Annotated in this window: 21 protein-coding genes; 13 read left to right on the forward strand and 8 right to left on the reverse strand. The window is 60.9% G+C overall.

Annotated features, from left to right (window positions below; translation table 11 throughout):
• The first annotated feature begins 547 nt into the window (after positions 1–547).
• The 3 genes from imuA to PQQ96_RS37095 are packed head-to-tail and all read left to right on the forward strand — an operon-like array spanning position 548 to position 6,757.
• Positions 548–1,387 carry a translesion DNA synthesis-associated protein ImuA gene (gene imuA, locus PQQ96_RS37085; RefSeq protein WP_408301674.1) on the forward strand — a complete coding sequence of 280 codons (840 nt, stop codon included), beginning with the start codon at positions 548–550 and terminating at the stop codon, positions 1,385–1,387.
• Positions 1,287–3,107, forward strand: coding sequence for a Y-family DNA polymerase (locus tag PQQ96_RS37090; RefSeq protein ID WP_408301675.1), 1,821 nt, complete (start codon positions 1,287–1,289; stop codon positions 3,105–3,107). Before imuA ends, PQQ96_RS37090 begins: the two co-directional genes overlap by 101 nt.
• Positions 3,108–3,112: 5 nt before the next feature.
• Positions 3,113–6,757 carry an error-prone DNA polymerase gene (locus tag PQQ96_RS37095; protein WP_408301677.1) on the forward strand — a complete coding sequence of 1,215 codons (3,645 nt, stop codon included), beginning with the start codon at positions 3,113–3,115 and terminating at the stop codon, positions 6,755–6,757.
• Between the two features lie 252 nt (positions 6,758–7,009).
• Here PQQ96_RS37095 and PQQ96_RS37100 read toward each other — a convergent pair whose 3' ends face one another.
• On the reverse strand, positions 7,010–7,930 hold the full coding sequence (locus PQQ96_RS37100) for a dTDP-4-dehydrorhamnose reductase family protein (RefSeq protein WP_408301679.1): 921 nt from the start codon (positions 7,928–7,930) through the stop codon (positions 7,010–7,012).
• Between the two features lie 13 nt (positions 7,931–7,943).
• Positions 7,944–8,162, reverse strand: a complete 219-nt coding sequence (locus PQQ96_RS37105; RefSeq protein WP_121109652.1) for a heavy-metal-associated domain-containing protein — start codon at positions 8,160–8,162, stop codon at positions 7,944–7,946.
• A 123-nt stretch (positions 8,163–8,285) separates the two neighbouring features.
• Here PQQ96_RS37105 and cueR point away from each other — a divergent pair, with 123 nt between their 5' ends.
• The 3 genes from cueR (at position 8,286) to PQQ96_RS37120 (ending at position 9,727) form a co-directional block, all read left to right on the forward strand.
• Entirely contained in the window at positions 8,286–8,708 is a 423-nt protein-coding gene (cueR, locus tag PQQ96_RS37110) for a Cu(I)-responsive transcriptional regulator (protein WP_408301682.1), read from the forward strand.
• A 295-nt stretch (positions 8,709–9,003) separates the two neighbouring features.
• A complete protein-coding gene (locus PQQ96_RS37115) occupies positions 9,004–9,150 on the forward strand; it encodes a DUF3563 family protein (protein ID WP_074284875.1) in 147 nt (48 codons plus the stop codon).
• A gap of 229 nt (positions 9,151–9,379) precedes the next feature.
• Positions 9,380–9,727: a hypothetical protein gene (locus PQQ96_RS37120; protein ID WP_408301684.1), complete on the forward strand. Its 348-nt coding sequence runs from the start codon at positions 9,380–9,382 to the stop codon at positions 9,725–9,727.
• Between the two features lie 128 nt (positions 9,728–9,855).
• On the opposite strand, the gene PQQ96_RS37125 is transcribed toward PQQ96_RS37120, so the two are convergent.
• Positions 9,856–10,701 (reverse strand): 23S rRNA (adenine(2030)-N(6))-methyltransferase RlmJ, encoded by an 846-nt coding sequence (locus PQQ96_RS37125; RefSeq protein ID WP_063495331.1) that lies wholly within the window; start codon positions 10,699–10,701, stop codon positions 9,856–9,858.
• A gap of 192 nt (positions 10,702–10,893) precedes the next feature.
• A complete protein-coding gene (locus PQQ96_RS37130; protein WP_408301685.1) occupies positions 10,894–11,865 on the reverse strand; it encodes a potassium channel beta subunit family protein in 972 nt (323 codons plus the stop codon).
• Positions 11,866–12,087: 222 nt separating this feature from the next.
• Between PQQ96_RS37130 and PQQ96_RS37135 the strand changes: the two genes are divergently transcribed.
• Together PQQ96_RS37135 and PQQ96_RS37140 are read left to right on the forward strand one after the other, a co-directional pair.
• Positions 12,088–12,885, forward strand: a complete 798-nt coding sequence (locus PQQ96_RS37135; protein ID WP_408301687.1) for a 3-hydroxybutyrate dehydrogenase — start codon at positions 12,088–12,090, stop codon at positions 12,883–12,885.
• A 10-nt stretch (positions 12,886–12,895) separates the two neighbouring features.
• Positions 12,896–14,134 carry a DUF3734 domain-containing protein gene (locus PQQ96_RS37140; RefSeq protein WP_408301689.1) on the forward strand — a complete coding sequence of 413 codons (1,239 nt, stop codon included), beginning with the start codon at positions 12,896–12,898 and terminating at the stop codon, positions 14,132–14,134.
• A 118-nt stretch (positions 14,135–14,252) separates the two neighbouring features.
• Here PQQ96_RS37140 and PQQ96_RS37145 read toward each other — a convergent pair whose 3' ends face one another.
• Positions 14,253–15,452, reverse strand: coding sequence for an amino acid aminotransferase (locus tag PQQ96_RS37145; RefSeq protein ID WP_408301691.1), 1,200 nt, complete (start codon positions 15,450–15,452; stop codon positions 14,253–14,255).
• A 319-nt stretch (positions 15,453–15,771) separates the two neighbouring features.
• On the opposite strand from PQQ96_RS37145, the gene uvrB reads away from it, so the two are divergent.
• The 5 genes from uvrB to PQQ96_RS37170 all read left to right on the forward strand — a co-directional run bounded on the left by uvrB (position 15,772) and on the right by PQQ96_RS37170 (position 21,540).
• A complete protein-coding gene (gene uvrB, locus PQQ96_RS37150; protein WP_408301693.1) occupies positions 15,772–17,865 on the forward strand; it encodes an excinuclease ABC subunit UvrB in 2,094 nt (697 codons plus the stop codon).
• 323 nt (positions 17,866–18,188) lie between these two features.
• A complete protein-coding gene (locus tag PQQ96_RS37155) occupies positions 18,189–18,737 on the forward strand; it encodes an iron transporter (protein ID WP_074284868.1) in 549 nt (182 codons plus the stop codon).
• Positions 18,738–18,872: 135 nt separating this feature from the next.
• Positions 18,873–19,205: a cupredoxin domain-containing protein gene (locus PQQ96_RS37160; RefSeq protein ID WP_408301695.1), complete on the forward strand. Its 333-nt coding sequence runs from the start codon at positions 18,873–18,875 to the stop codon at positions 19,203–19,205.
• Between the two features lie 86 nt (positions 19,206–19,291).
• Positions 19,292–20,137: an FTR1 family iron permease gene (locus tag PQQ96_RS37165; protein WP_408301697.1), complete on the forward strand. Its 846-nt coding sequence runs from the start codon at positions 19,292–19,294 to the stop codon at positions 20,135–20,137.
• Complete coding sequence (locus PQQ96_RS37170; protein WP_408301699.1) at positions 20,134–21,540, forward strand: 4Fe-4S binding protein; 1,407 nt, start codon at positions 20,134–20,136, stop codon at positions 21,538–21,540. Before PQQ96_RS37165 ends, PQQ96_RS37170 begins: the two co-directional genes overlap by 4 nt.
• A 297-nt stretch (positions 21,541–21,837) precedes the next feature.
• On the opposite strand, the gene hemP is transcribed toward PQQ96_RS37170, so the two are convergent.
• From hemP to PQQ96_RS37185, 3 genes are all read right to left on the reverse strand, one after another.
• The gene (gene hemP, locus PQQ96_RS37175) at positions 21,838–22,098 is read right to left on the reverse strand and encodes a hemin uptake protein HemP (RefSeq protein WP_408301703.1); all 261 of its coding nucleotides are present in this window, start codon (positions 22,096–22,098) and stop codon (positions 21,838–21,840) included.
• A 195-nt stretch (positions 22,099–22,293) separates the two neighbouring features.
• Positions 22,294–22,776: an SRPBCC family protein gene (locus tag PQQ96_RS37180; RefSeq protein ID WP_408301700.1), complete on the reverse strand. Its 483-nt coding sequence runs from the start codon at positions 22,774–22,776 to the stop codon at positions 22,294–22,296.
• A 117-nt stretch (positions 22,777–22,893) separates the two neighbouring features.
• Positions 22,894–23,289 (reverse strand): OsmC family protein (locus PQQ96_RS37185; RefSeq protein ID WP_408301701.1); only part of this gene is annotated, 396 nt, incomplete at its 5' end.

The following is a 23,289-nucleotide window of genomic DNA, read 5'->3' on the forward strand; positions in this document are numbered from 1 at the left end:
ATCAAGGCGGGGTTTTTGCGTTTTCGGCGCAGAAAGCGGACACAAAAAAACAGGCACGGAACGGGGCTTCGCCTCCAGCTACGCTATCACGACTGCGATGGCATGCGCACGCCGGGACTTCGTCCGGGCGTCTGTCCGTCACAACGAGCGGATCGGAGAACATCACATGGCATTGCCCGATGCGGTCCCGGTTCTTCGGGTATCGCCCCTTCCCCACGCGAAGCGCGTTTGCGTAACCCGTCACTTCTTACCCATATCCGCGGCGTGCATGCGTGGGCTCCCCGTTCTCATTCCTCTCAGAACACGCTAACTCTGGTTTTGTTCGCTTAGCAGCAGCGGCAAAGGGCAGCTTTCCCACAGGCGAAAAACCTGCAACAAAAATAGCGTCACCACCTCGCGTCATTTCCTTCCTACGCATCGTTTCGTTGCATCACCTTGCCTTAACATCCGTCTCAAAATACTGTATAAATATACAGTGAAAACTCATCGCCTCATGCTTGCCCGATGCCGGGCGGGGCGGAGCATTCCCTATTGAACGAGCGTGTCTATGGCAGCAGCGATTCACCTGGCGACGACAGCACTGTCGTCGCAATTGCGGCGTCAGGTGTGGCAGGGCAATGAGCTTGCCGAGGCGGACTCGCGGGTGATTTCCAGTGGCTATGCCGCGCTGGATCAACTGCTGCCCGGACAGGGCTGGTCGGCCGGCGGTTTGACGGAGTTATTGATTGAGCATGGAGGGGTCGGCGAACTGCGCCTGTTAGCCCGCGCGCTTCGGCATCTTACGACGCAAGCCGAACGGCACGTCATGTTCGTGGCGCCCCCTTACCAGCCCTGTGCTTCGGCGCTGAGGGCTTGGGGTATCGATGTCGAGCGCGTCTTATGGGTGCGCTCGAGTGAAGACCAGTCCCTGTGGGCCGCTGCTCAGGCGTTGAAGCAGGATGGCATCGGCGCAGTGCTGGTATGGCTGCCGAATGCGCGCCCCGATAAGGTTCGGCGTCTGCAGGTGGCGGCTCAGGAGTCAGCATCGCTGGCATTTTTGATCCGGCCTGTCGAGGCAGCCACCCAATCTTCGCCGGCGCCGTTGCGAATGATCTGCGAGCCGTTCTTACCGGCCAATGCGCAGACGATCAACCGTCGTCAATGGTTGCAGGAGATTGGCATCTCGATCGACATCTTCAAGCGCCGCGGCCCGCCGCCAGCGGAGCCCCTGCGTCTCATTTTGCCGTTACAAAGCGTCTTGCTGCCGGAAAGCGGGATTGGCAGCAATCAAGGACGAGAGATCAAACATGTTGTGGATCGCAGTCACATTGCCACTCTTGTCGCTGGAAGCGGTGAAGCCGCTCGAACCGCTCCCGGATGGTTCGCCCGCGAAGCTGAACCGGTGTGAGTCCGGCGATGCGGCAAGCCAGCTTCGAGGTGCCGAAAACGTCACCGAGGTGCGCTGCTATGCGCTGGCCGATCACGCGCACATCCTGATGCCGGATTTCGACGCATTGCGTGCTGGGGTGCATGCGGGGCATTCGCGCTCATACGCATTGGCTTTGGCTCCCGGTCTCAAGATGCTTGCTGCAGACGCAGTCCGCGAAACCCAGGCGTTCGAAGCGATGGCGCTCGCTTTGCTGACGTACACACCGAAGGTGTCGCTCGCGCACGCGCACACCTTGTTGCTGGAAGTCGGCTCCGGTTTGCGGTTGTTTGGCGGCTTGCGCACGTTGTTGTCGCGGGTATCCGCGACGGTGGCTGAATTCGGCTATACGGCGCGCATCGCGTGCGCACCGACAGCCTGGGGCGCGTGGCTGCTGGCGCAGGCGCATGCTGATCGGCAGGGGCATCGTTGGCATGTGATAAAGGAAACGTCGCTTGCGCGGGTCCTCGACCGCGTATCTGTGTCGTTGCTGCCGGTTGCGCAGGCGCATCGCGATGCGTTTGCGCATGTCGGTTGCACGACGCTGGCCGATTTGCGTCAGCTGCCACGCTCGGGTGTCGTGCGGCGTTTCGGCAGCGGTATTCTGGATTTGCTGGCGCAAGCATATGGCATGCGTCCGGACCCGCGCGAATCGTTTCGGGCGCCAGCGTCGTTTCATGCTCAGTTGGAGTTGCCGTCGCGGGTCGATAACGCCGATGCTCTACTGTTCGCCGCGCGTCGGCTGATCGTGCAACTGGCCGGATGGTTGAGCGCGCATCACGCAGCGCTCAGTGGTTATACGTTGTTGCTCGAACATGAATTGGCATCCCGTCATGCGCCGAAGACATCGAGTCTGAAGGTCGTGTGGGCCATACCGTCGCGCGATGCCGAGCATCTGATCTGGCTGTTGCGTGAGAAGTTGAATCAGACGGTTCTGGTGGCGCCCGTGATCGAGTTGAAGCTGATCGCGGATGAGATCGGCGAGTATGCAGGGCGGTCGGACACCTTGTTTCCAATGCCTGAATCAGACGGAGATTCGATCGCGCGTCTGCTCGAACGCTTGAGCGCGCGTTTGGGGCCGGAGAACGTGCTGCAGATGTCGATACAAGACGATCATCGGCCTGAGCGGGCAATGCGCGTCGAGGCCTACCAGGCGCAAGCGTTTTCGCGCAAGAAGCGTTTGTCTGTGAAAGCCAGGACAAAAATTAAAGCGGATAAAACCTGGCTGACCGATGAGTTGCAGCATGCTGCATTGGACAATGTGCACGCAGACGGCGGTGTGGCGGCACAGGCGAAGGCGACACAGGCCGAACAAGCCGAACAGGCAGAACGCACAGCACACCTGGTGCACCTATCCCGGCAGTCTGACAAAACAAGTGACGCTAAAAGCAGCCGCCTATTCGTCACACATCCGGCCGACGCCCAAGCCTCACTCGATCTGCCCGACAGTGCGTTGCCATCGCAGCCTCGTCCTGTCTGGATGCTCGACAAACCGCTGCGCCTGATGATGCGCGACCAGCGGCCGATCTATCGTCGGCCGCTGAAAATGCTCACGCGTACCGAACGGATTGAAGCAGGGTGGTGGGACGGTAATCGCGTCGAGCGGGATTACTACGTTGCGGCAGATGATCGTGGTCATATGTTCTGGGTGTATCGCGAACGTTTAAACGGCGAGTGGTATTTGCAGGGTTTGTTCGGTTGAGCATCATGGCAAATTCCAAGCCTTCATTCTTATTCGCGCAGGCGCTTGCGGCCCAATTACCGCCGTACGCGGAACTGCATTGTCTGACCAATTTCTCGTTTCTGTGCGGCGCTTCGCATCCGCATGAGTTGGTCGAGCAGGCGATGTCGCGCGGCTATAGCGCGCTCGCGATCACCGATGAATGCTCGCTGGCGGGCGTCGTGCGCGCACACACGGCGGTGAGAGAAATCAAACAGGAGCGGGACCGTCAACAAAAGGAGCGCGAAGACAAGGCGAAAGCCGCGCAAGCAGGAACATCTTTAGAAGAAGCAGCAAAGTTGACGGCCACAAAGCCAGCGGGCTCGCAACAGGGAGTCGCAGAGCAAGAAGCCTCACAACAGGAAGCCTCACAACAGGAAGCCTCACAACAGGAAACCGAAGAGCCAGAGGCACTAAAACCAATCCCTCACCTCATCATCGGCAGCGAACTCAATCTGACGAACGATGCAGGCGAACCGTTCTGCACACTGGTTGCGCTCGCAACCAACCGCAATGGCTACGGCAATCTTTCCGAGCTGATCACGCTAGCCCGCTCGCGTGCCGACAAGGGGAGCTATCGTCTCGGCCCGTCCGATTTCACCGATGCGTTGCCGCATCTCGAACATCTCAAGACCTTGCCCGATTGCGTCCTGATCCTCGTGCCGCAACGCACGGCGACGCTCTCGCACACGCTGCGCTGCGCGCATTGGCTCGCCTCATTGGCGCCGCAACGCTCATGGATCGCACTCGAACTCTGGCAAACCGGCAGCGACGATCTTCAGATTGACGCGTTGCGGATGATTTCAAAAGCGAGCGGGTTACCTCTGGTGGCGGCAGGTGGCGTCCTGATGCATGCGCGATCGCGCAAGCCATTGCAGGACACCCTGACCGCGATCGGGCTCGTCACACCGCTAGCGGCGTGTGGCCACGCGCTCGAGGCCAATGCCGAGCGGCATATGCGCACTCGCGTGCGGCTCGGCAAACTGTACCCGCGCGATACGCTCGAAGAAACACTGCGTATTGCAGCCCTATGCCGCTTCTCGCTCGACGAACTCAAGTACGAGTATCCGGAAGAACTGGTACCCGCCGGTGAATCTCCATCGAGCTATCTGCGCAAGCTGGTGATGGCCGGCGCAATGGAGCGCTGGCCGAACGGCATGGATCTGAAGCGAATCGCTCAGATCGAGAAAGAGCTGCTGCTGATCGCTGAGCTGAAATACGAAAAGTACTTCTTGACGGTGCACGATATCGTGAGCTTCGCACGCTCCAGAAACATTCTGTGCCAGGGCCGCGGATCGGCGGCAAATTCGATCGTGTGCTACTGCCTGCATGTGACGGAGATCGATCCAGTCCACATGAACATGCTGATCGAGCGGTTCATCTCGCGCGCGCGCAACGAACCGCCTGATATCGACGTCGATTTCGAGCATCAGCGCCGGGAAGAGGTGATTCAATATATCTACGGCAAGTACGGCCGTCATCGCGCTGCGCTCACTGCATCGCTGATCACGTATCACGCACGCAGTGCGCTGAAGGATGTCGGCAAGGCGTTGGGGCTCGAAGTGTCGCTGATCGAGCGGATCAGTAAATCGCAGCAATGGTGGGACGGCACGGATGCGGTCGCCAAATATCTGGCTGAAGCAGGCTTCGCTGCCAGCTCGCATATCACGCAGAATCTGATTCGTCTCACTAAGGAGTTGCGCAATTTTCCGCGCCATCTGTCGCAACACGTCGGCGGCTTTGTGATCGCGAAAGACAAGCTGTCGCGACTCGTGCCGATCGAAAACGCGACGATGAAAGACCGTAGCGTGATCGAATGGGACAAGGACGATATCGATGCGCTCAAACTATTGAAAGTCGACGTGCTGGCGCTCGGCATGTTGTCGGCGATCCGGCGCGCACTGGAATTCGTCGCATTGCGGCGCGGCTTTCCGACATTCAGGGTGCAGGATATTCCGCGCGAGGATCGAGCCGTCTACGAAATGTGCGGCCACGCCGATACGATCGGCGTATTCCAGATCGAATCACGTGCGCAGCAAAGCATGCTGCCGCGGCTGAAACCGAACAAGTACTACGATCTCGTGATTGAAGTCGCGATCGTGCGACCCGGACCGATTCAGGGCGGCATGGTGCATCCGTATTTGCGTCGTAAGCAGGGTATCGAGGCGGAGGACTACGCTAAAGATGAATTGCGGCCAGTGCTCGAACGCACGCTTGGCGTGCCGATTTTCCAGGAACAGGTGATGCACCTCGCGATGGTTGCGGCCGAATATTCCGGTGAGCAGGCCGACCAGTTGCGACGCGCGATGGCCGCGTGGCGGCGCACCGGTAATCTGGCGAAGTATCAGCAGGATCTGAGCGACCGCATGCTCAAGCGAGGCTATGAACCCGAGTTTATCGCGCGCATCTGCAAACAGATCGAAGGCTTCGGCGAATATGGTTTTCCGGAAAGTCACGCGGCAAGTTTCGCCTTGCTCGTCTATCTCAGCGCGTGGTTGAAACGTTATGAGCCGGCCGCTTTCCTGGCGGGTTTGCTGAACAGTCAGCCGTTGGGATTTTATTCGCCGTCGCAACTGGTGCAGGACGCGAAGCGTCACGGCGTCCAGGTATTACCGCCCGACGTGACCTTGAGCGATTGGGAATCGACCTTCGAAAGACGCGATCATGAAGGGCAGCGGATTTCATCGAGCGAGACCTGTTTGCATCGTCAGCAGGGCGTATTGTCCGCGCAGCAATTACGCGATTTGTCGCTGCGGCGCTTCACGGTGGCCCGGACGATCCGGCGCGCGGCAAAACAGTTGACCGCACGTGTATTCCAATCGTCGAAAACCTATGGTGCGCGCGGTCCGGCAGTGCGCATCGGCATGCATCTGATCAAAGGTCTCTCACAGGTGGCTGCCGAACGTATCATGGCGGCTCGCGGCGACGCGCAGTTTGCCGATGTCGACGACCTGACGCGTCGCGCGGCATTGACGCGGCGCGATCTCGAAGCGCTCGCCGCGGCGAACGCGCTGGTCAGCATCGCAGGTCATCGGCGCGAAGCGTGGTGGGCGGTGACCGCGCAGCACGCCGTGCCCAAGCTGCTGCGCGATGCGCCGATCGCCGAAGCGCCGTTGGCATTGCCGCAGGCAGCCGAAAGCCGCGAGATCGTCGACGATTACGCGAGCATTGGCCTCACGCTCAATCGTCATCCGCTCGCGCTATTGCGCGAACGCCTTGCCAAACAGCGTTTTCGCACGGCGGCCGAACTCGCCGCGTGTCAGCACGGCACGCTGGCGCGCGCCTGCGGCATCGTCACCGTGCGGCAGCGGCCGGGCACGGCAAACGGCACGGTGTTCGTTTCCATCGAAGACGAAACCGGTTCGATCAATGTGATTGTCTGGCCAGCCTTGGTGGAAAAGCAGCGCAAGGTGCTGCTGGGTTCATCGTTGCTGGCGGTGTACGGCGTCGTGCAGCGTGACGACGGTGTTTCTACTGGCGGAGACAGCGCCGGCAACGTGGTGAACGCAAATAAGGCGGGCAACGCGAAACAGAAACAGAAGGGCGAGGTGATCCATCTCGTCGCGCATCGACTCGAAGATCACAGTGAGTGGCTCGGCGAACTGGCCACGGCGAGCCGCGATTTTCATTGATGCCGATCTGCAGTGGCTTGACTCGCATGCCCGGGCGCCATACCGACATACCAGCGGCCTATGGACACAGAGGCAGTACCTGTCGCGACTAACTTTGGCGGCCGCCGCCAGGCAGGCGTGTCGTCGGACCGCGAAAACACGGGCGACACCTACCATGGTTAAACTCGCTGCCGGGCGCTACGCCGCCGTTTTGCCTCACCACGAAAACGCGCGAGTACGTGCCGTAGCGTGGTTAAGCTCACTGCCAGGCGGCTACGCCGGCATCTCGCCTCGCCACGGAAATTCGGCTAGCACTTGCCGGATCGCAACGTCGAACGGCGTGCGGCGGCCAATGCCGAGCGCCTCAAGCCGATCCGAAGCCAGGTGACAGTTATGCGGACGCGGCGTCGTGTCGGTGGGCGTGTGTTGTGGCGTCAGTCGCGCATCAAGTTGCAGCGCTTCTGCAAGCCGCACGGCGATTTCATACTTGTTCATCGGCTCATCGCCCGACCATTGCACAATGCCGCAGATCGCCTCGCCACGCGCATGCCGTTCGAGCATCTGCCGGATCACGAACGCGACGTCCGGCGTAAAGGTCGGGTAACGAATCGCCCATGCATCCATGACAGCGGCCTTGCCCTCGCGTGAAGCCGATGCGGCAATTGCCGGCACGAGACTCGTCACCGCCGATTCTGCCCAATCGATGATCGGCCCATATAGCAGCGGCAAACGCAGCACGCAGCCGAGATCGGTGGATTCCGTCAGCGCTCGCTCGCCTTCAAGTTTGCTGCGCCCATAGGCGTTGAGCGCCGCGGGCGCGGAATCGTGCTGATAGGGCGGGTGAGTGCCGTCGAACACGTAATCGGTTGAGATCGAGAGCGTCCATGCGCCACGCCGTTTTGCTGCCGCGGCCAGGGTGCGCACCGCATCGACGTTCAACGCCCGGACGAGCGCCGGATCGTGCTCGCATACATCCGGGCGGCGTTCCGCAGCGGCAATCACGAGCGCGTCCGGCGCTTCGCGCTCGATAAACTGCTCGACCGCCCGCGCATCGCGAATATCCAGCGCGACCGTGTTCGGACCCGGCCGGCTGAACGCCGTGGCGACAACTTGCCAGCCAGCCTGCTGTACCAGTTCGTCGACGAGCGCCCGGCCAAGCAGCCCGGACGCACCAATGACGGCAACTTTGAACATGACGGTCGCTCGCTTAGCCAGCCGAGCCGCTGGTCACGGCCGTAACCGTGTAGCCGGCTTCGTCGATCGCGGCCTTCAGCGTGTCAGCCGGTTGCGCGGATTCGACCGCCACTCGCCCGGATGCCAGGTCGACCTGCACCTGAGCGGCGCCATCGTGTTCACGGATCGCGTTCGTGACCGCAGCCACGCAATGCTGACAGCTCATGCCTTCTACCTGGAATTCTATCGTCATCGGGATTGCCTCGAAAAAATGAATATTGCGATGGTTGAATTATGCCTGCCGATTCGCGATTGAGTGGCTGACCTTCCCACCATGGGAAGGTGTACGATCGACGCACACAGTGAGGGAACAGTCATGAATATCGGTGAAGCGGCCCGCGCGTCGGGCGTCACGGCGAAGATGATTCGCTATTACGAAAGCGTGGACTTGTTGGCGGCGAAGGCGCGCACGAGCGCCGGCTACCGCGTATACGGGCCGCAAGAGGTTCATTCTCTGCGGTTCATCCGGCAGGCGCGCCGTCTTGGTTTTCTGGTCGAAGACATTCGCCGGTTGCTGGCGCTGTGGCACGACCGGTCTCGCGCCAGCGCCGAAGTGAAGGCGATTGCGCTGGAGCACGTCGCGGACCTCGATCGCCGCATCACCGAACTGACAGACATGCGCGACACATTGGCGCATCTGGCGGACCATTGCCACGGAGATGAGCGCCCGGATTGCCCGATTATCGAGCGGCTCGCCGACACTGATCTGGTGTCGGGGAAGGGTTGTCATCCGCTTTGAAGGCGGCGGGTGCAACCTGTAGCAGGATTTGTCGCAACCAAATGTCAAAAAAGCACCGAAATGGTGCTAAATAATTTGGGGTAGTATCGAACGTCTCGAAAGTGCCATCTTGAATTTAGATAAATCAAAGACTTAAGTGCACCATAGGCGTGCACCATTCCAAAACGGAATGCACGTCATGCGGGCATTTCACTAGCAAGGTTGCACCATAGGGTTATAATCCGGGTTAACCCTTTTGCGGGAAATCCCTGATGCAAAACTCACCGGGGATTCAATCTGATCCTTGGAGAACATCATGTTTGCATACGTACTTGAAAAGCTGAGCACCTGGTTTGAAACTGCAGAACGCAGCCGTCGTGAAGCCTATCTGGCGTCGTCGTCGGATATCGTTCAGCTCGAACAGCGCATCCGCTCGCTCGAAACCAACGGCTACTCGCTGTAAGTTTCAACTGCATCAAGTTTGACCCGGCAGCGCTTGTGCGCGGCCATTGCAGTAAAGTGTTGAGCCCCGTATAGACGGGGCTTTGTCACATCTGGACCGCGAGAATTTCCCGGCAAGTGGCCCTTCAAGGCGACTCATGGCGAATAACGACTAGCCTGACGGTTGCCGCCGCGGTAAGGTAAGGCGTTTTCTGCGCAACCCGGCATTCCCACACTCAACCGGTCCGCCCATGCTTCCTGTCCGTTCGCTCAAATCCGTCCTGGCCGCGGCCGTCGCAGCCTCGCTGACAATGGTTTTCGCAGTACCGGCGACCCTTGCCGCGTCGAGCAGCGACACTCGCAAGCCCGTGATACTCGACTCGCAGAGCGGGATAAACGACGGCCAGAGCGGCACCGTGCTGCAGACCGCGCCGCTCTCGCGGCAGCCGATCGTCGGGGCGCAGCCCATCGCGACGCCCACGGAGTTGGCGCCGAATTCATCTATACCAATCGTTGTCGCGCCTTACATCCCGTTGCCTGTTGGCGGTGGCACGCCGTCGCCACAACCGCAACCTCGCCCGGCGCCTCGCTCGCAATAAGCGTCTCCGGCGCGCTAGCTCCCGGCGCAAGCCAGCAATGCTGGCCGAGTGCCGTGATGGGTGCTTGCGCAAACTGCCACCGAGCTTGACCGCCGCGATACATGTGCGCGCGGGGTCAGCAACGCGTCTCAATCGCCGCGATATTCGACCTTGAACTGCGCCGCCTTGTCCTCGCCGAGCGCCTGAACCAGCCAGGGCATCTGGTCTTTCAGCGTTTTTGCGAGCGTATACGGCGGATTCAGGATGAACATGCCGCTGCCGAATAAGCCGAAGCCGTCGGTCGGCGGATTGCTGACAGTCAGGCTCACATGCAGCCAGTTGCGTTCCTGCAGCTTCTTCAACTGATCGGGAAAGCGCTGCGATTCAAGTCGTCTTACCTGCGGATACCAGACCGCGTAGGTGCCGGTCGGAAAGCGCTTCAGGCTTTCTTCCACGCAGCGCAGCGTGCGCGTGTAGTCGCGCTTGTCTTCGTACGACGGATCGAGCAGTACCAGCGCGCGGCGCGGCGCCGGAGGCAGCAACGCGAGGATGCCGTCAAAGCCGTCGCCCGCATAGAGCATTGCGCGGCGGCCTGCGTCGCGGAAGTTATGGCGCAGCACGTCGATTTCAGTGGTGTGCAGCTCGAACAGGCGCATGCGGTCCTGCTCGCGCATCTGCCGCCACGCGATATACGGCGAGCCCGGATAGAAGCGCAACTGGCCGTCCGGATTCAGCGCGCTCACTTCGTCGACGTAGTCGGCGAAGATCGACGGCAGATCGTTACGTTCCCATAGTTTGGCGATGCCGGTCTGGAACTCGCCGGTTTTGGTCGCGTAGCCTTCCTTCAGCGAATAGACGCCGGCGCCCGCGTGCGTGTCGATATACCAGTAGGCTTTGTCCTTCTGGCCGAGGTAGCGCAGTAGCTGCAACACGACGGCGTGTTTCAGAACGTCGGCGTGATTGCCTGCATGAAAGGCGTGGCGGTAGCTGAGCATGATGAGGAGACGCTGAAAGAGGGCGTGCCGGTCCAGGGCGGATTCGGCGATGCGAGTGCAATGCGGCAGCACAACTGAAGTGCAGCGCGGTCGCGTATTGTACGCGACGCCGCGTTGCACCCCGTAATGCGTTGCGCGTGACACGGCCCTGATGATGCGCGGGCCATGCTCCGCGGTCCGGTGAACGGCCGGTCAATCGTAGGCGTCGCCGATGATCTCCTCGATCCGCTGCTTGATCTCCGGCGTGATCTGCTCGGCCACATCGGCAGATTTCATATTCTCACCAATCTGTTCGACGCGCGACGCCCCAGTGATCACGGTGCTCACATTCGGGTTCTTCAGAATCCACGCAATCGCCAACTGACCGACCGTGCAGTCCAGCTCGTCGGCCACTTTGCCCAGCTCTCCGACCACATTGTTTTTGCCGGTATCGGTAACCTGCTTGCGCAGCCAGTCGTAGCCTTGCAGCTGTGCGCGGCTATCGGCCGGTACGCCGTCACGGTACTTGCCGGTGAGCAGGCCGGATGCGAGCGGGCTCCAGGTGGTGAGCCCAAGGCCGATATCCTCATAAAGCCGCTTGTATTCCTGTTCGACGCGCTTGCGGTGGAACAGGTTGTACTGCGGCTGCTCCATGACCGGCTTATGCAGATGATGCCGCTCAGCGAGCTCGTAAGCCGCGCGGATTTCATCGGCGCTCCATTCGGATGTGCCCCAGTACAGCGCCTTGCCGCGCGTGATCATGTCGCTCATGGCCCAGACGGTTTCTTCGACCGGCGTGTTCGGATCAGGACGATGACAGAACACCAGATCGACATAATCCAGTTGCAGGCGTTTGAGCGACAAGTCGATCGCGTTCAGCAAATATTTGCGGTTCAGCGTGTGGTACTGGTTCGGCGCTTCGTTGAGCCCCCAGAAGAACTTCGTCGATACCACATAGCTCACGCGCGGCCATGCCAGTTCCTTGAGTGCGTGGCCCATGATCTCTTCGGATTGGCCGGCGGCGTATACCTCCGCGTTGTCGAAGAAGTTGACACCCGCATCGCGCGCGGCCGCAAGCGACTCGCGCGCCGCACGATGATCCACCTGATTGCCGTACGTGACCCATGAGCCGATGGACAGTTCGCTGACTTGCAGGCCGGAACGGCCCAGACGTCGATAATTCATGCATTCCTCCTTGGTAGTGATGCCGCCGGAATCCCGCCGAAACGTCCAGTTTAAAGAGATAAGGCCCGATGTGCGTTTTACGGATGCAGTTCACGCGGTTCATGCACAATAGCAGCGTTGGCCGCAGTGCAGCATTCGGTCAAGCGGTCTATGCCGTTTGGCTGACTTCACGCCGCCCGCGGCCCGTGGTCTCATTGTTCATCAACAGCATGGAGGTTCTGGATGTCGTCACTGAACACGAATCTGAATGGCAAGGTCGCGGTGGTTACCGGCGCCGCGAGCGGCATCGGCAAGCAGATTGCGCTCACGCTATCCGCAGCGGGTGCGGCGGTCGCGATCGCCGATCTGAACCAGGACGGCGCGAACGCTGTCGCTGAAGAAATCAAGCAGGCCGGTGGCAAAGCAATCGGCGTGGCGATGGACGTCACGAACGAAGACGCCGTCAACCAGGGCATCGACAAAGTCGCCGCCGAGTTCGGCTCGATCGACATTCTGATTTCCAACGCCGGCATCCAGATCGTCAATCCGATCGAAAACTACTCGTTTTCCGACTGGAAGAAGATGCAGGCTATCCATGTGGACGGCGCCTTCCTGACCACCAAGGCCGCGCTCAAGCACATGTACAAAGACGATCGCGGCGGCATCGTGATCTACATGGGCTCGGTCCATTCGCACGAGGCGTCGCCGCTGAAGTCCGCATATGTCACAGCCAAACATGCGCTGCTGGGCCTCGCGCGCGTGCTGGCCAAGGAAGGCGCGAAACACAACGTGCGCTCGCATGTGGTGTGTCCGGGTTTTGTGCGTACGCCGCTGGTCGACAAGCAGATTCCCGAGCAGGCCAAAGAGCTCGGCATTAGCGAAGAAGACGTGATCAAGCGCGTGATGCTGGGCGGCACGGTCGACGGCATCTTCACCACGGTGGAGGACGTCGCGCAGACGGTGCTGTTCCTGTCCACGTTCCCGACTGCGGCGCTGACCGGCCAGTCCTTTATTGTGAGCCACGGCTGGTATATGCAATAAGGAGGCGTGCATGGCGCAACGCAATCTCAAGCGGGCGCGCGTCGGCGCGCCCGGCGGCGGGGACGGCGAGGGCGCCGGTCCGGCACCCGCCGCGCATCCCGGCCATCATCTGCATATCCCGAAGTACGAAACCGTCGCGTTGATGCTCCAAGGCGGCGGCGCGCTGGGCGCCTACCAGGCCGGCGTCTTTCAGGGGCTTTATGAAGCCGGCATCGAACCGAACTGGCTCGCCGGCATTTCGATCGGTGCGCTGAATACGGCCATCATCGCCGGCAATCCGCCGGAGAAACGCGTCGAACGGCTGCTGCAATTCTGGGAGACGATCTGCCAGCCGGCGTTCGGGCCACCGTTGCCGGCCTTTATCGAGCACGCGCTGTTCAATTCGAGTGAAGCCGTTCGCAAGGCCTTCACGGCGAGCCAGGCAATGGGGGCGATCGTGGAGGGGCAAAAGGGCTTCTTCGTGCCGCGTTTCCCGCCGCCGTTGCCCACCGTCTCCGGACCGCCGCAATTGGCGAGCTACTACGACACCACGCCGCTCAAGGCCACGCTGGAAGCGCTCTGTGATTTCGATCGCATTAATTCCGGCGAGATGCGTGTGTCGGTGGGGGCGGTGAATTGCGGTACAGGCAATTTCGCCTACTTCGATAACAAGCACACGAAACTGAGGCCCGAGCATTTCATGGCGTCAGGTGCGTTGCCGCCGGGTTTCGCGGCGGTCGAAATCGACGGCCAGTACTACTGGGACGGCGGCTTGATGTCGAACACGCCGCTCTACGAGGTGATTCAGACCACGCCGCGTCGCGATACGCTCGCGTTCCAGGTCGATCTGTGGAGCGCGATCGGGCCGGTGCCGGACAACATCACCGACGTTCAAGGGCGCATGAAAGACATCCAGTACTCGAGCCGCACGCGTCTCGTGACCGATATGCTGCAACGTTCGCAGCGTTTCCGGCATGTGCTGCGCGAGGTGCTCGATCGCGTGCCGGCCGACCAGCGCGACGACCCGTGGTGCAAGCTGGCGGATGATCTATCGTGTTCGAAGCGCTACAACGTGATCCATCTCATCTATCGGCAGAAGGAATACGAAGGGCATTTCAAAGACTTCCAGTTCGGCCTCTCTACAATGCGTGAACACTGGAACAGCGGTCTGGAAGATATCCGCCATTCGCTTGCGCAACCTGATTGGCTCGACATGCCCGATAACGACGCAGGGTTTGTCACGCACGATATCCATCGGGATGCGCGCTGAAACCGTAGTGCGCTTGCGTTGACTCAACCGTGAGCAGCAAATGAAAACGGCGCCCGAAAGGGCGCCGTTTCAGCAACGCGCGCTATGAGCGCAAAGAGCGCCCGCGCGCTGAAATACCTTACTTCAACACGTGAGCGATCGCGCTCGCCACCACGTCGAGGTTGCGCGTATTCAGCGCAGCCACGCAGATGCGGCCCGTGCTCACCGCGTAGATGCCGAACTCTTCACGCAGACGGTCCACTTGCGGTGCCGTCAGGCCCGAGTACGAGAACATGCCGCGTTGTGCGTTCACGAAGCTGAAATCGCGATCCACGCCGCTTGCCTTCAGACGTTCGACCAGGCCGTTGCGCATGGCGCGGATACGGTCGCGCATTTCGGCGAGTTCCGTTTCCCACGTGGCGCGCAATTCGGCCGACGCGAGCACTGCGGCGACCACCGCGCCGCCGTGCGTCGGCGGGTTCGAGTAGTTCGTGCGGATCACGCGCTTCAGTTGCGACAGCACGCGAGCAGATTCTTCCTTGCTTGCCGTGATGATCGACAGTGCGCCGATACGCTCGCCGTACAGCGAAAACGACTTCGAGAACGACGACGACACGAACACGTTCAGTTCCGATGCCGCGAACAGACGGACTGCTGCAGCGTCGGATTCGATGTTGTCGCCGAAACCCTGGTAGGCGATGTCGAGGAACGGCACCAGATTGCGCGCCTTGACGACTTCGACGATCTGCTTCCATTGGTCGACCGTCAGGTCGACGCCGGTCGGGTTGTGGCAGCACGCGTGCAGCACGACAACCGTGCCGGCGGCATAGCTGTTCAGCGCGCCCAGCATGCCTTCGAAGTTCACGCCGTGCGTGTGCGCGTCGTAGTACGGATAGTTCACGACTTCGAAGCCGGCGCTTTCGAACAGCGCGCGGTGGTTTTCCCAGCTCGGGTCGCTGATCGCGACCTTGGTGTTCGGGTTCAGGCGCTTCAGGAAGTCGGCGCCGATTTTCAGCGCGCCCGTGCCGCCCAGTGCTTGCGCCGTCACGACGCGGCCCGCGGCGATCAGCGGCGAGTCGTTGCCGAGCAGCAGTTTCTGCACGGCAGCGTCGTAGGCGGCGATGCCTTCGATCGGCAGATAGCCACGCGGCAGCGCGGCTTCGACGCGTGCCTTTTCCGCATCGCGCACGGCGCGCAGCAGCGGAATCTTGCCTTCTTCATTGAAGTACACGCCGACGCCAAGGTTGACCTTGGTGGTGCGCGCATCGGCGTTGAAGGCTTCGTTCAGGCCCAGAATCGGGTCGCGGGGAGCAAGTTCGACGGCGGAGAACAGAGACATGGTGGGTGGGCAGCAGTTGTGAAAAGAGGGCGGCTTCAAGCTCGGGCGGCCCGGCCAAAGACGTCTGACGGACGATTCAGACGGAGGGCGGGCATCGGCGAACGAGCGCAACTTGGCATTGTAGCGAATTCGCGGGCATTTTTTCGGCCAGCGACGACCGCGAGACCGAATTATTTGCTTGAAAAACAGGCACAAAGGCGCCATGTGGCTTGAGCGGACCTGCCCCGGAGCCCTCCGGAAACCTACGCAGACCCGCTCAGACCGCGTTTCCCGCAACCCGTTAGAATAGTCCTTTGCCCAAGGCCCGGTGCCGCCCCCCATGTCCGAACACCACCTGACTGAAGCCGACGAGACGCTCGACGAATCCAAATTCGTTACGTTCGAAGGCTCGCCGTTCCAGCTTTACCAGCCGTATCCACCTGCTGGCGACCAGCCGACGGCGATCGACACGCTTGTTGAAGGCATTGAGGACGGTTTGTCGTTCCAGACGCTGCTCGGCGTGACCGGCTCCGGCAAAACCTTCACGATGGCCAACACCATCGCGCGGCTTGGCCGGCCGGCGATCGTTTTCGCGCCGAACAAGACGCTCGCCGCGCAGCTCTATTCGGAGTTCCGCGAGTTCTTCCCGCGTAACGCGGTCGAGTATTTCGTTTCGTACTACGACTACTATCAGCCGGAAGCGTATGTGCCGCAGCGCGACCTGTTCATCGAGAAAGATTCGTCGATCAACGAGCATATCGAGCAGATGCGGCTGTCGGCCACCAAGAGCCTGATGGAGCGGCGCGACGTGATCATCGTCGGCACGGTGTCGGCGATTTACGGTATCGGCAATCCGTCCGAGTATCACAAGATGATTCTGACGCTTCGCACGGGCGACAAGCTCGGCCAGCGCGACATCATCGCCCGGCTGATTGCGATGCAGTACAACCGTAATGAAGCCGACTTCCAGCGCGGTTCGTTTCGCGTGCGCGGTGACACCATTGATATTTTCCCGGCTGAGCACGCCGAAATGGCGGTGCGTATCGAGTTGTTCGACGACGAGGTCGAGACGCTGCAACTGTTCGATCCGCTCACCGGCCGCGTGCGGCAGAAGATTTCGCGCTTCACCGTGTACCCGTCGTCGCACTATGTGACGCCGCGTGACACCGTGGTGCGGGCGGTCGAAACGATCAAGACCGAACTGCGCGACCGGCTCGAATTCTTCTACAGCAACGGAAAGCTCGTCGAAGCGCAGCGGCTCGAGCAGCGCACCCGCTTCGATCTTGAAATGCTGCAGGAATTGGGTTTCTGCAAGGGCATCGAGAACTACTCGCGGCACTTCTCGGGCGCCGCGCCCGGCGAGCCGCCACCGACGCTGGTCGACTATTTGCCGCCCGACGCGTTGATGCTGCTCGACGAGTCGCACGTGCTGATCGGCCAGTTGAACGGCATGTATAACGGCGACCGGGCACGTAAAGAGAATCTGGTCGATTACGGTTTTCGCCTGCCGTCAGCGCTCGACAATCGCCCGCTCAAGTTCAACGAGTTCGAGCGCAAGATGCGCCAGGTCGTGTTCGTGTCGGCCACGCCGGCGGACTACGAGAAAAAGACGGCAGGGCAGGTGGCCGAGCAGCTCGTGCGTCCAACCGGCCTCGTCGATCCGGAAATCGAGGTGCGTCCGGCGCGCACCCAGGTCGACGATGTGCTCGCCGAGATTAACGAGCGCGTCAAAGTCGGCGACCGCGTGCTGGTCACGGTGCTGACCAAGCGGATGGCCGAGCAGCTCACCGAGTTTCTGGCCGACCACGGCGTCAAGGTGCGTTACCTGCACAGCGACATCGATACGGTGGAGCGCGTGGAAATCATCCGCGACTTGCGACTGGGCACGTTCGATGTGCTGGTCGGGATCAACCTGCTGCGCGAGGGGCTGGATATTCCGGAAGTCTCGCTGGTCGCGATTCTCGACGCGGACAAGGAAGGCTTCCTGCGCGCCGAGCGCTCGCTGATCCAGACCATCGGCCGGGCGGCGCGTAACGTGAACGGCAAGGCGATTCTCTATGCGGACCGGGTGACCGACTCGATGCGCCGCGCCATCGACGAAACCGAGCGGCGGCGCGCCAAGCAGGTCGCCTACAACCTGGAGCACGGCATTACGCCGCGCGGCGTGGTCAAGCGGATCCGCGACATTATCGACGGCGTGTACAACGTCGACGATGCCCGTGCCGAGCTGAAGGAACAGCAGACTCGGGCGAAATTCGAGGACATGTCCGAGAAGCAGCTCGCCAAGGAACTCAAGCGCCTCGAAAAACAGATGATGGAGCACGCGAAGAATCTCGAGTTCGAAAAGGCCGCTCAGACTCGCGACCAACTGGCGCTGCTGCGGCAACGCGTATTCGGCGCGAACGTCGGCGACCACGTTCCCGGCGTCAACTAAACCCTCCCTCCTGCACAAGGCGCGGCAATGTGCCGCGTCTTGTCTTTCCTGCGCCTTACACCCCGCCAACACCTTCACCCGCGCTTTCCTTAAGGCAGCCTGAAGACCCCGCTGCCATAAGGCTTTGCGCGCGCCCGCATTTGTTCTCCCTACCAATCAGTGATAAACTCGACCAATATTGAGAATGGTTCGCATTAACGTTAGTAATGAAACTTACGATCCGCCGTGCCTGCTCAGGAGCGCCCGGATCGCGGCATAAAACGCATGCGCAACGCACTGTTCCAATGGGTTCGATTCCAGTCTGATAAAAACAAGGAGTTTCAATGCGGATTTCTTCATTTGTGCGCGGTGGCGCAGCAGCGGTGGCGGCAGTAGCGGCGCTTTCCGCAACGGCAGCGGAATACCCGATCGGCAAGCAGCAGATTCAGGGCGGCATGGAAATCGGCGCGGTCTACCTGCAGCCGATCACGATGGAACCCGAAGGCATGATGCGCAAGGCGTCGGACTCGGACATCCACCTGGAAGCCGACATTCACGCGGTCAAGAACAATCCGACCGGTTTCGCCGAAGGCGACTGGATGCCGTATCTGCAAGTTCGTTATGAGTTGACGAAAGCCGGTTCGAATCAGACCCAGAAGGGCGACATGATGGCGATGGTCGCGAACGACGGTCCGCATTACGGCGACAACGTCAAGCTGCAAGGCCCGGGCAAGTACCACCTGAAGATGATCGTCGAAGCGCCGATGCAAACCGGCCACATGGCGTTCGGCCGTCACGTCGACAAGGAAACCGGCGTGGGTCCGTGGTTCAAGCCGATCACGCTCGAATACGACTTCACCTACGCGGGTATCGGCAAGAAGGGCGGTTACTGATCACCGCAGACGCAGCTCATCACGGTTCGCCACGCGTCGCTTGTGGCCACGCGTGAGTGCCGGGCTGAATGACTGAATGCAGCAGGCGGCGCGCGGACAACGAAATCCGCCGCACCGCGTTTCCCGGAAAGGCTAATGAGAATTAACCGAAAGATCGCGATCCTCGCTATGACCACCATGCTGGCGGGCGCCGCGCACGCAGCGGATCTGCCGACCTTCAAGCTGGAAATGACCGACGGCAAGCTGAATCCGGCTCGCATCGAAGTACCGGCGGGGCAGCGTATCAAGATCGAAGTGCGCAATACCGGCAAGGGCGCGGCCGAGTTCGAAAGCGTGCAGTTGCGCAAAGAAAAGGTGTTGGCGCCGGGCGCGGAGTCGTTCGTCGTGATTGCGCCGCTGGAGCCGGGCGAATACAAGTTCTTCGACGATTTCCATCAGCAGGCGCAAGGCGTGATCGTCGCGAAGTAGCGGCTTGGGACGCGAGCGCATGCCTTGGGCAAACAGACGGGGCAAGCGTTCGCCGCAGTAGCAGAAGGGTAGAAGGGAGAGCTTGGATGGGTCAGATTCTATTCATCGTGTGGCGGGAAAGTGTCGAGGCGTTGCTGGTCGTCGGCATCCTGTACGCGTGGTTGAAAAATGGCGACGACGATGCGCGCCGCGGTTTGCCGTACCTGTGGGGTGGCGTCGCGGCCGGTGTGATCGCGGCGGTTGCGCTGGGCGCGGCGCTGGTCGGTTTCACCGAAGTGCTCTCCGGTGACGCGCAGGACTATTTTCAGACCGCCATGGTGCTGGTCGCGTGTGTGTTGATCGTGCAGATGGTGCTGTGGATGAAGCAGCACGGTCGCTCCCTCAAGGGCGACATGGAACAGTCGTTGCAAAAGAGCAAGCACGATTCGAACTGGTGGGGCGTTGCCTTGCTGGTCGCACTGGCGATCGCGCGCGAAGGTAGTGAAACGGTGATCTTCCTGTACGGTCTCGGCTTTGGCCAATCGGGTCACGTGGACGGCAGTCAGATGCTCGCGGTGTTGATCGGCCTCGGGCTCGCGTTCCTGACCTTCTACGTGCTGCAGTTGGGCGGCAAATACTTCTCGTGGCGGCTCTTCTTCCGCGTCACTGAAATCATGCTGTTGTTCCTCGGCGCGGGCCTGTTCCAGACCGGTGTCGATAAGCTGATCGACAAGGAAATCCTGCCGACGATCGTCGATCAGATGTGGAACTCGTCAGCAATCCTTGACGACTCTAGCACCTTCGGTTCGCTGGTCGCGACGCTCACCGGTTATCGTGCCCACCCGGCGCTGATGAATCTGATTGCGTACGCCGTGTATTGGGCGGTCGTTTATTTGCTGGTCCGCCGTGCGAATCGCAAGCCGGTGCAGCAAGCCGCAGGGCGCGCAGCATGAGCACCGTCATGACCCGCCCGGGCCGCCTTGCCGCGGCCGGGCAGTGGATGCAGCGTCACGGCGGCTTGATCCGCGGCATTCAGTGGGTCGTCGTGGCGGTGTACGCCTTCCTGATTCTCGTGCCGGCGGCGATGCCGCTGCCGGACGACACCGCGCATCTGTGGAATAACCTGACGCTCGCCGCGCAGTTTGTGTTCTGGGGCATCTGGTGGCCCTTCGTGCTGCTGTCGATGGTGATGCTCGGCCGTGTCTGGTGCGGCGTGTTGTGTCCAGAAGGCGCGCTCGCTGAATTCGCCAGCAAGTACGGCCGCGGCTGGGCGATTCCACGCTGGATGCGCTGGGGTGGCTGGCCGTTCGTCGCGTTCGGTATCACCACCATCTACGGTCAGATGGTCAGCGTCTACCAGTATCCGAAAGCGGTGCTGCTCGTGCTCGGCGGCTCGACCTTCGCGGCGATGATCATTGGCTTGCTATACGGGCGCGAGAAGCGTGTCTGGTGCAAGTATCTGTGCCCCGTCAACGGGGTTTTTTCGCTACTGGCGCGTCTCGCGCCGTTCCACTACAAAGTCGATGAAGATGCGTGGCGCCGTTCGTACAAGGACGGCGAACATGGGCATCGCGTGATTCCGATCAATTGCGCGCCGCTGGTGCCGTTGCGCAATATGAAGGGCGCATCGGACTGCCATATGTGCGGCCGTTGCAGCGGGCATCGCGACGCGATCGCGCTGACGTGGCGCGCGCCGTCGTCCGAAGTCGTGCAGCTCGGCGACAAGCAGGCGAACGTGTGGGATACCGCGTTGATCCTGTACGGCCTGCTCGGGATTGCGATCGGTGCGTTTCACTGGACCGCTTCGCGCTGGTTCATCGACCTGAAGATGTTCTTCGCCACGTGGCTGGTCGATCACGACATCACCTGGCCGCTCGACACCAACGCGCCGTGGTTCCTGTTCACGCATTACCCCGAGCAGAACGACGTGTTTTCGTGGCTCGACGGCACGATGGTGATCGCCTACATCCTCGCCACGGCGCTGGTGTACGGCACGGTGCTGCTGGTGCTGTTGATGGGCGCGACGCGCACGCTGGGGCGTTTCAACTTCGTGCGTCTGCATCATTTGACGCAAGGCCTGATCCCCATTGCCGGCGCGGGCGTGTTTCTCGGTTTGTCGGCAACTACGCTGTCGCTGCTGCGTGCGGAACATGTGTCGTTGTGGTGGGCGTCGGATATGCGCATTGCGATTCTGGCGATTGCCAACCTGTGGAGCGCCTGGCTCGCCTGGCTCGTCACACGTCGCTATAGCGCGCGCTTCGTTCAACGCGGCCTCGCGATGATGTGGTTCGTCGCGGCGCTGGCGGTGGTCGATAGCGCATGGTGGCTGATGTTCTGGGGCTGGGCGTCGAAGTAAGTCTTAACGCTGCAACGCGCGATCGACACCCGATCGGCGCCGTGCCAAACAAAAAGCCGTGGAGATGACACCATCCCACGGCTTTTAATTTACTTGTTTGCGACACACGTCGTTTCGTGTATCCGCATTGGGTGAGAACCAAAAAAAGCGGCCTGGCTTGCTGCGACGGCTGGCTTAGTGTCTGCACGAAGGGGTCTAGTTCTCACGTGCAAGCCGTCGTGGCTGGCTACTGCCTAACACCTCTCGAGGAGGTGGTCCCCACAATACCCGGTACGTCCTTCTATTCGTTTTCGCCTGTCACTTCGTCAGGATCAGCTTGCCCAGGCGCGTTGCTCGCAACTGGTAGGTCTCGCCGTTATGCAGGATGCTGACGTGGCTATGTCCTTGCAGCAGTGCGTCGCTGCGTACGACCCGATCCGCCGTGTCACCCGAACCGTTGGCGCGATCCGCAGTGGGCTTCGCGGCGGTTGCCGTCGCCGTCGATGTTTTCGGACGGCTGGTCAGCGCGGCCGTCGGGCGGCGCAGGCTGAGGGTGGAAGGGCGGTTGAGATCGGTCATTCGTTTTTGCTGTTGGTCGATTCGATGGATTAATTCTAAATGATAACCATTCCCATTTACAAGAAAGAGAAATTCATCGGATTCGACTTTCGATAGTTGAATGGTGGGGGAGTAAAGCGACAAGGGAAGGCAGGCCGCCTTCGACATGGCGGCCTCACGCAGCGCAACGGTGCGGGCGGAGCGCCCGCACGCGATTCAATGCAACGAACCGGGTTCCTGCTTGGCCTGCACGTACTGGCGAATCAGACGCACGGTATCGATATCGTTCTCGCGATATGCCGACTTCACGATTTCCTGCGTCGTCACAGCGTCCTGGTCGTTGGAGACGGGCAGGGTAGTCGTGTATTCGAAGCGCAGGAACAACTGCAGTTCGTCAGGCTGTTCGATCGTCATCGTCAGCGAGCCGCCGACATAATCCGCGGTCGGCAGAATGTCGTAGCGCACGCTCTGGCGATCCCGCAACGTGACGCGGTCGCGCACGGTGGCCTGGCCGTAGTGCAGTTCGCGCTCGAGCGTGTCGCCTTCGCGTGAAAGGATGGTGCAACTGTCGAGTCCGATCACGAACAGTTGCGGCTGTTCGGCGCGCAGCACGAGACCCTCCCACAACTGCTCGCGGGTCATCGAGTCGACAAACGGATTCAACGGATCGTTGATCTGGATAAGGTGTTCGAAATTCAAAACGACGGCTTCCTATGAAAGCGTTCTATAACGTTCAGCCCAATTGAGCCGGTTCCCGCCATTGTCGCGCTCAGCGAGCTATCGCGCCAACCTGCCGTCGCGTGAGGCCGTATGGCGTCACGCGACGGCTAGACCCGAACGTATCGTGATCGAATGCGTGAGGATCTTGTGAACCGGGCACGCATTGGCAATTTGCAAGAGCCGTTCCCGCTGCTCGTCGGACAGATCGCCTTCCAGCACGATCTTGCGGTCGATGGTCGAGCCCGCCTCGCCGGTTTCGATCGACAGCGTCACGCGCACGTCGGCGAGCGGCCAGCCCTTACGCTGAGCGTACATCTTCAGCGTGATCGACGTGCAGGCCCCGAGGCTCGACAGCAATAGCGCGACGGGCGCGGGCCCGCGATCGCCGCCGCCAAGCGACTCGGGTTCGTCGGCGAGCCACGCGTGCTTGCCGTCGTCGAAATGGACCTGGAAATTCGTCGAACCGATGTGGGCGGTGACGGTGGACTCTGC

Source organism: Paraburkholderia sediminicola, from assembly GCF_046027825.1.
GTDB lineage: Bacteria > Pseudomonadota > Gammaproteobacteria > Burkholderiales > Burkholderiaceae > Paraburkholderia > Paraburkholderia sediminicola_D.